The organism is Bacilli bacterium (assembly GCA_036381315.1).
Lineage (GTDB): Bacteria > Bacillota > Bacilli > Paenibacillales > KCTC-25726 > DASVDB01.
The window spans coordinates 1-8,255 of sequence record DASVDB010000073.1 but is presented as its reverse complement, the minus strand read 5'-3'; the positions used below and the strand labels follow the sequence as shown (position 1 = coordinate 8,255).

The window sequence follows — 8,255 nt, the reverse complement described above, 5'->3', positions numbered from 1 at the left end:
ATCGACCGCCAGCATACTGTGCTGGGAAGAATGTTGGTAGACGGAAAAATTACGCGCGAGCAATATGAGGACGCGCTTGCCTTCGATATCCGCTCGTCGCTTGCGCAACCGAAAGAAAAAGCATATACGACTTATCCATATCTGATGATCGAGGCGGAACAACGCGCCGCGAAAATCTTACTGAAGCTGCAAAACCCCAAATTGACCGATGCGGATCTGCGCAGCAATGCGTATACCGAGCAGATCAACGAAGTCAGTGAAATGATGCGCACCAACGGATACAAAATTTATACGACCATTGATCAAGAAATTTACGACGCGATGCAGGAAATTGCCCACAATCCCGACAACTTCACACCCGATATCGAGGGCAAGGGAATGGAACAGATCGGCGCGGTGCTGATTGACAACAAAACCGGAGCCATACTCGGCATGATCGAAGGGCGGGATTTTTACAAAGAGCAATTGAACCACGCTACGCAAATGGAACGGCAGCCGGGCTCGACCATGAAACCGATCGCGGCTTACGGGCCGGCTATCGAAATGGGAGCCATCCAGCCGGCCACTCCGCTTGATGATTCTCCGGTCGTTCAGCCGGACGGTTCCAAGGGCTTCCATATTCCGGTAAACTGGGACGGCAAATATCACGGATTGATATCGGCCAGAACCGCTTTGAACTGGTCCTATAATATTCCGGCGATAAAATTGTTCAATCAGGTGGTCGGCATCGATCAGGCATGGGAATACGCCAAAAAAATGGGCATCACAACGCTTACGGAAGAAGACTACCACGCCAGAACCGGGGTCATCGGCGGATTAAAATACGGCGTTACGATTGAGGAATTGACCGGCGCGTATTCCACTTTTCCCAACAAAGGCGTCTTCCTCGATCCTTTTATGATTCGCAAAATCGTCGACGGGGAAGGCAATGTCGTGTATGAACACAACCCAAAACCGGTGCAGGTGTTCAGCCCGGAGACCGCATTTTTAATTACGGACATGCTGCGTACCGTCATTACGGAAGGCACGGCGACAGATATTCGCCGGAAATTCAAATACTATGACAAAGTTCCTACCGTCGGCAAAACCGGCTCGACACAGTTTGATTTCGACGCCTGGTTTGAAGGCTATACGCCTGATTTGACGCTGGGCGTTTGGGCGGGTTACGATCAGCCGAGCACGCTGACCTACGGCCAGGGCACTTCGCGGGCCAAAAACATCTGGTCATTGGTAATGAACAAAGTGTACGAATTGAAGCCCGAACTGTTTGCCACAAAAGAATTCGCCAAGCCTGACGACGTCATTAAAATGACGGTATCCGACATCACCGGAAAACTGCCGAACGAACTGGAGCGAAAAACCAACCATCTGATTACCGATTGGTTTGCCAAACGCAGCATTCCGACGCAAACGGCAGATATGCTGATCGAATCGGACGTAATTCCGTTCAATCACGTCAACTATTTGCCGAACCCTGCCACACCGCGGGATATGATTCAGCATAAAGTTCTGTTCAAACGGCAAGTGCCGACCAAAACCGTCATTGACCAAATCAAAGAGGCGTTCGCCAAATACCCGCAAAGCATCCCCGAGGTGCGCGAGGGCGTGAAGAAAAAACCCGAAGATTATATTCCGCTCGACGCCTCGCAGGAGGCGCCCGTCGAAATGGATCCGCGGGTTGACGACGGAGAAGCACCTCCTGCCGTGACGGATATAAAAATTGAAAAGAAAAGCGGGTTGGCCATCATCACCTTTCAACCCGATTCGCAGGAAGATGTGATCGGCTACCGTTTGTATCGCTCCATGAACAACGCCCCATTCAAACGGCAAGGAGCGCCCGTCTACACGGGAGACGCGCCTAAATTTGTCGACTACATTACAGCGGCGAATTCGTACGCCTATTACATTACAGCCGTTGACGTCGCGGGAAACGAATCGGCTCCCAGCGGACTGGTGTTCACGGATGACAATGCGGCGGGACAAATCTTTATGCCGCCGGTTACCGGCGACAACAACGGATCGCAAGACGATAAACCAAACGCCGGCGCGCCCGCTTCGCCCCGAAACCTGGTTGCGAGCCCGCGGGACGGCGGAATCGGCGTGCAACTGACGTGGGACGCAAACGCGGACAACGATAGCGTCATAGAATATCGCATCTTTTACAGTTCGCAGCAAAACGGGGAATATACGCTGATCGGCTCTACGGAGAGCACCCGTTTCGAATATATATCGCTGCCGGCGGACGGTTGGTATAAAATAACGGCCGTTAATGTGAACGGCGAATCGCCATTCTCCGCGCCCGTCCATTTTGTCTTTGGGCCATGATCGTAAAAAAAGCGCACTGCCGACGAAAGGCGGTGCGCTTTTTTTGATATTTTTCGCATTTACAAATCACAAGGCATAAACGCAGCGCAAACATGCATGTTTGCAATCAGTCCTCCATCGTCGACAAGTCGCCTTCGGGAAGCCCCAATTCCCATGCTTTCAAAACGCGGCGCATAATTTTTCCGCTGCGGGTCTTGGGCAGTTTGTCTTTAAATTCGATCTCGCGCGGCGCGGCATGAGCAGCCAGACCGTCTTTTACAAATTGGGCGATCTCCGCTTTCAACTCGTCGGAAGGTTTGTATCCTTCACGTAAGGCGATAAACGCCTTGATAATTTCTCCGCGCATCGGATCCGGCTTGCCGATAACGCCCGCTTCGGCAACGGCCGGATGCTCGACCAGCTTGCTTTCCACTTCAAAAGGCCCGACGCGCTCGCCGGATGTATTGATGACATCGTCCACGCGGCCCTGGAACCAGAAATAGCCGTCTTCATCCTTGTAAGCCGAGTCGCCGGATATATACCAGCCGGGGAAGCGGAAATATTCCGCGAATTTCTCCGGGTTTTTCCATACTTTACGCAACATCGACGGCCACGGTGTGCGAATCGCCAAATTGCCCATGCGATAAGGCGGCAGCTCATTGCCCTGATCGTCGATGATCCCTGCCTCCACGCCCGGAATCGGCTTGCCCATCGAGCCCGGGCGAATATCCATGCTCGGATAGTTGCAGATCAGCATGGCGCCGGTTTCCGTCATCCACCATGTGTCATGGATGCGATGCTTATACACTTTGAGCCCCCAGCGAATAACTTCGGGGTTCAGCGGTTCGCCGACGCTGAGCAGATGGCGCAACGACGAAAGATCGTATTGGGCGACCACTTCATCGCCCGCGCCCATCAACATCCTTAACGCGGTTGGCGCGGTATACCAAACCGTTACCTTATAACGCTGTATCGTAGCGTACCAATCCTGCGGGCTGAAGCGGCCGCCGCGAATCACATTGGTTACGCCGTTCAGCCATGGGGCGAATACGCCGTATGATGTGCCGGTTACCCAACCGGGATCGGCAGTGCACCAATATATGTCATCCTCTTTAAAATCAAGCACAATCTTGCCGGTGTAATAATGCTGCAGCATGGCGTTATGGACATGATAGACGCCTTTCGGCTTGCCGGTGGAACCAGACGTATAGTGAATGACCAGACCGTCTTCGCGGTCCAACCAGACGATATCCAATTCGTCGGAAGCCTCCGCCATCTCTTTTTTATAATCATACTGCCCGGGTGCAAGCTGCAAATTGTCGCCGACCAGAATGACATGTTTTAACGCCGGAAGTTCCTTAACCGGCACACGCGGAAGCAACGCCGGAGTAGTAACGATCGCGACAGCCTCGCTGTTTTCCATCCGGTCGCGCACAGCCGTTTCCATGAACGCTTCAAATAGCGGACCGACGATGACGCCCAGCTTTAAAGCGCCGAACAAGGCAAAATACAATTCAGGCGTCCGCGGCATAAAAATAAACATCCGGTCGCCCTTTTGCAATCCGATTTTTTTCAAAACATTGGCGAATTTATTGGAGTACGATTTCATTTGCGCAAACGTATATGACTCATCCCGCTTGTCGTCACTGTAATAAAGGGCTATTTTATTTTTTTTGTCCGATTCCGCATGGCGGTCAATGGCTTCATAGGCCATATTCACTTTGCCCGTTTTGTACCAGGAAAATTCCTTTTCGATGTCTTCCCATTTAAAATTTTTCCGCGCCGCTTCATAATCTTGCAAATTTCCGTCGGTCGCTACCGCTTTGATCACTTCGATATTCGTGCCGTTCATAGTAACCTCCCTGATTTTTTGTCTTTTTCAAGCAAGTTCAATGTTGCGAATAAACATTAAAACGCTTTCATTTTTATGGTATATTATATCATACGAAAAAAACATCGCCTATAGTTCCCCTTCCGATTTTTTTTTGTTTGGCGGTAAGCTAGAATGAAAATGAGATGGATCTTTCCAGCACCTCGTTAGGGGGCATCGCGTTTGGAACATTTGAAAATTTGGCACTGTCTCAAGGTTTCATATCAAGAACGCATGATAACAGTGGAAGGGCCGATTTCTCCTGGAAAGCTGCGGACGCTCGCCATGCATCCCGACCTGGATGCCTTTCGCCGGCCGCCCGAACAGCATGAAGCCCTGATCGAAATTGCCGGGCTGCCCGAAGGAAGGATTATCGCCGCGATTGATGAAAATACGATTGTCGGTTATGTCACGTTTCATTACCCCGACGAATTGGAACGATGGTCGCAAGGAAAAATGGACGACTTGATCGAACTGGGTGCGATCGAAGTGGCAAACGCATACCGCAACATCGGGTTGGGCAAAAAAATGATCCGCCTGGCTTTTGCCGACGGACAGCTGGACAATGCCATCGTGTTTACAACCGAGTATTATTGGCATTGGGATTTGGAAGGCAGCGGCCTGAACGTATGGGAATACCGCAAGGTAATGGAAAATTTGATGAAATGCGTAGATATGATTTGGTATGCGACCGACGATCCGGAAATTTGTTCGCATCCTGCCAACTGCCTAATGGTGCGCGTCGGAAATAAAGTTCCGCAACAATCGGTCGAGGCGTTCGACCGGGTGCGCTTCCATCGCAGATTCATGTACTGAACGGAGGAAAGGCATGGCTACCCGCGCTGCTTATATTTTTGCCGAAGAAGAACTGCAGTATCATTTCAACGCCGATCATCCATTCAAGCAAAAACGGCTTATGCTCACACGCGACCTGCTGCAGGCTTTAGGCAGTTTGCCCGGCGAACGGATCGTCCGCCCGCGCGCCGCAAAGCCGGATGAATTGCTGGCCATACACACCGCCCGCTATATCGAAGTCGTAAAAGCGCTCAGCGCCGAAAATCCACGGCCGGATTGGGTGGATTGGGCCGGAAAGTACGGGCTGGATACGGAGGATACGCCCTTTTTTCCCCGCATGCATCAAGCAGCTTCGCTCATTGCCGGCGGCTCGATTACGGCAGCCGACCTGGTCATGAGCGGGCAAGCCGTCCATGCGCTGCATCTTGGCGGTGGATTGCATCATGCCATGCCGAATCGCGGATCCGGCTTTTGCGTATATAATGACGCGGCAATCGCCATTGCATATTTGCGCCGCAATTATGGCGCAAGGGTGTTGTACATCGATACGGACGTTCATCACGGCGATGGCGTACAGGCTTGCTTTTACAGCGAACCCGATGTGTGCACGTTTTCCATCCATGAAACCGGGAACTACCTGTTTCCGGGGACCGGAGCGGCAACCGAGCGCGGCGAAGGGCTTGGCTTCGGCGCATGCTACAACATGCCGGTGGAACCCTTTACGGAGGACGAGTCCTGGCTGGAAAACTTTCAGGCATGCGCGGAAAAAATTACCGAAGTCTTCAAACCCGACGTGATTGTCAGCCAACACGGATGCGACGCGCACTATTTTGATCCGTTGTCCCATATACATTGCAGCATGCGCATCTATCTGGAAATGCCGCGGCTCATCCATGCGCTCGCGCACCGCTTCTGCAACGGCCGGTGGATCGCGCTGGGCGGCGGCGGCTATGATATCTGGAGGGTTGTCCCGCGCGCCTGGAGTCTGGTCTGGTTGGTAATGGCCGGGCATCCGCTTCCGGAAAAACTCGCGGAACACCCGTTCACCCCGCTGCCGCAGGAATGGCTGAAGAAATGGCAGCCCGAATCGCCCGTTCCGCTGCCGCGGACATGGCTGGACGATAAAAAAGCCTGGGAGATCATTCCCCGGCAACAAGAAATTACGGCGAAAAATCGCCGGACGAAAGAAATCGCGTTAAACCATATCACCTGAACGGGCCGCAGGCAAAAATACGCTTCTTCGCGCGACTACGCGAGCGCTTGCAGCATTTCGCGCACAATCCCGCAGGAACGCGCCGCCGCGGTTTCGGCAAACTCCTGAAAGTTGATTTGCGCCGAGCCGTCTGCTTTGTCGGACATGGAACGGATAATGACAAAAGGAATGCCGGATAACGCGCACACTTGCGCCACCGCCGCCCCTTCCATTTCCGTGCAGGTTCCGCCCATCTGCCGGTGCAGCGTTTGCACCATGCTTCTGTCGGCGATAAACTGGTCGCCGGACAACACGCGCCCGACGACCGAGCGGCCCTGTTCCACGCGCTCGCTTGCGGCAAAAGCCAATTCGACCAACTGCGGATCCGCCGCAAATACGGATTGCGGCATAAACGGAATCGTCCCTTTGGCGAAACCTAACGCGCTTGCGTCCATATCATGGTGCATGCAATCGTTTGATATGACAATATCGCCGATGCTTAACCGCGGATCCAGCGCCCCGGCCACGCCCGTAAAAATAACCGCATCGACGCCAAACCGGTCGATCAATTTCAACGTGCATACGGCGGCATTCACTTTTCCGACTCCGGATTTGCACAATACGACCCGCTTGCCGAACATATCCCCTTCGCGATATGTTCCCCCCGCCGTTTCCGTTACGCGTTCGCCGGCAATATGCTCGTGAAACAGCCGTATTTCCTCATCCATCGCGCCGATTAATCCGATTTTCCGAAACCGCAATTGTTATCCCCCGATCGCCGCCACCGATTTGCGCATAATGATCTCATGCGGCAGAACGACATTGGTCAAATCGACCGCTTCGTGATTCATCAGCTTCGTCAACAGCCGCATGGAGACCGCGCCGATATCGTACATCGGTTGAGCTACCGTGGTCAACTGCGGACGCACCATTTCCGCCAGCCGAATATTGTTTACACTCATGATGGAAATATCGCCCGGCACCGATAATCCGCTATCCTGCACGGTATGGATCGCCCCGATCGCCATTTCGTCATTGGCGGCAAAAATGGCTGTCGGCCGGTCGGACAAACCAAGAAAATGTTTGGTTGCCTCGATGCCGGATTCATACCGGTAATTTCCGATTCGCACATAATCTTCGCGCATCGCGATGCCCGCCTGCTCCAGCGCGCGCTTGTAGCCCCGGTAGCGGGCAAAACCGTTGGCCGGATCTTGCAGCGTGCCGCTGATCATGCCGATCTTGCGATGGCCGTTTTGCAAAAGCAGGCTGACCGCGTCAAAAGCCGCCGCTTCATGATCGATATCGACAGATGGCAGCCCGCTTTTTTCGTCGGTGGTCGCGCAAAGCACGATCGGCACCGTCGAAGTGCGAAACGCCAAAATGTGATCGTCGGTCACAACGCCGCCCATAAACAACAGCCCGTCCACTTGTTTTTCCAACAGCGTATTGACGACCCGGATTTCTTTCTCCTTGCGTTTGTCGGCATTGCATAGAATGATGTTGTAATGATACATGTTGGCAATATCTTCGATTCCTCTCGCCACTTCGGCAAACACCCAATTGGAAATATCCGGAATCACGACGCCGACCGTTGTTGTCTTTTTGCTGGCAAGACCTCTGGCGACGGCATTCGGGCGATAGCCCAAACGTTCGATCGCTTCGAACACTTTTTTGCGCGTTTGCGGTTTTACATTGGGATTATTGTTGACTACTCGGGAAACCGTCGCCATCGAGACTCCCGCTTCTCTGGCAACATCATAAATCGTAACTGTCACGTCGCTTCGCTCCAAAACATAAATTTTTCGTTCAACTATGTATTCATATGATACGACAATTTTTTACTTTGCGCAATTTTCCGCACGGTTTCGCTGAAATCGGGGCATCGGCAAGTTGAAACCGCCTCGCGGGGCGGCCTATGCCAATAAAATATCAATTTGCGATCGAATAATTGGAGATTTGCTGCAACCTCACGCTAATATTTCGTACCCATTCCGCATCATTTAGCGATTTGGCAAGAAGCAGCAAATCCAGCAACTCGTTTGTGCGCTCCTCGATCATCAGCTGTATCGCAGGATGTTCGTCTTGTTTGGCGGC

Annotated in this window: 6 protein-coding genes; 3 read left to right on the top strand and 3 right to left on the bottom strand. The window is 52.6% G+C overall.

Translation table 11 applies throughout. From position 1 onward, the window contains the following. On the top strand, positions 1–2,325 hold a 2,325-nt coding region (locus tag VF260_05680), incomplete at its 5' end, for a penicillin-binding transpeptidase domain-containing protein (protein ID HEX7056672.1). Between the two features lie 106 nt (positions 2,326–2,431). Here the strand turns inward: VF260_05680 and acsA are convergent. Then, positions 2,432–4,156 carry an acetate--CoA ligase gene (acsA, locus tag VF260_05675; GenBank protein ID HEX7056671.1) on the bottom strand — a complete coding sequence of 575 codons (1,725 nt, stop codon included), beginning with the start codon at positions 4,154–4,156 and terminating at the stop codon, positions 2,432–2,434. A 201-nt stretch (positions 4,157–4,357) separates the two neighbouring features. Here acsA and VF260_05670 point away from each other — a divergent pair, with 201 nt between their 5' ends. Both VF260_05670 and VF260_05665 read left to right on the top strand, forming a co-directional pair. After that, positions 4,358–4,990, top strand: a complete 633-nt coding sequence (locus tag VF260_05670; protein ID HEX7056670.1) for a GNAT family N-acetyltransferase — start codon at positions 4,358–4,360, stop codon at positions 4,988–4,990. 13 nt (positions 4,991–5,003) lie between these two features. Then, a complete protein-coding gene (locus VF260_05665; GenBank protein ID HEX7056669.1) occupies positions 5,004–6,182 on the top strand; it encodes an acetoin utilization protein AcuC in 1,179 nt (392 codons plus the stop codon). 35 nt (positions 6,183–6,217) lie between these two features. Here the strand turns inward: VF260_05665 and VF260_05660 are convergent, their stop codons facing one another. Together VF260_05660 and ccpA are read right to left on the bottom strand one after the other, a co-directional pair. Then, on the bottom strand, positions 6,218–6,922 hold the full coding sequence (locus VF260_05660) for a 5'-methylthioadenosine/adenosylhomocysteine nucleosidase (GenBank protein HEX7056668.1): 705 nt from the start codon (positions 6,920–6,922) through the stop codon (positions 6,218–6,220). A gap of 3 nt (positions 6,923–6,925) precedes the next feature. Continuing rightward, positions 6,926–7,936 (bottom strand): catabolite control protein A, encoded by a 1,011-nt coding sequence (gene ccpA, locus VF260_05655; protein HEX7056667.1) that lies wholly within the window; start codon positions 7,934–7,936, stop codon positions 6,926–6,928. Positions 7,937–8,255 lie beyond the last annotated feature (319 nt).

Excerpts from the sequence above, each read along its gene's own strand:
- acsA (HEX7056671.1), bottom strand. The coding sequence starts at position 4,156 with ATGAACGGCACGAATATCGAAGTGATCAAAGCGGTAGCGACCGACGGA.
- VF260_05665 (HEX7056669.1), top strand. The coding sequence starts at position 5,004 with ATGGCTACCCGCGCTGCTTATATTTTTGCCGAAGAAGAACTGCAGTAT.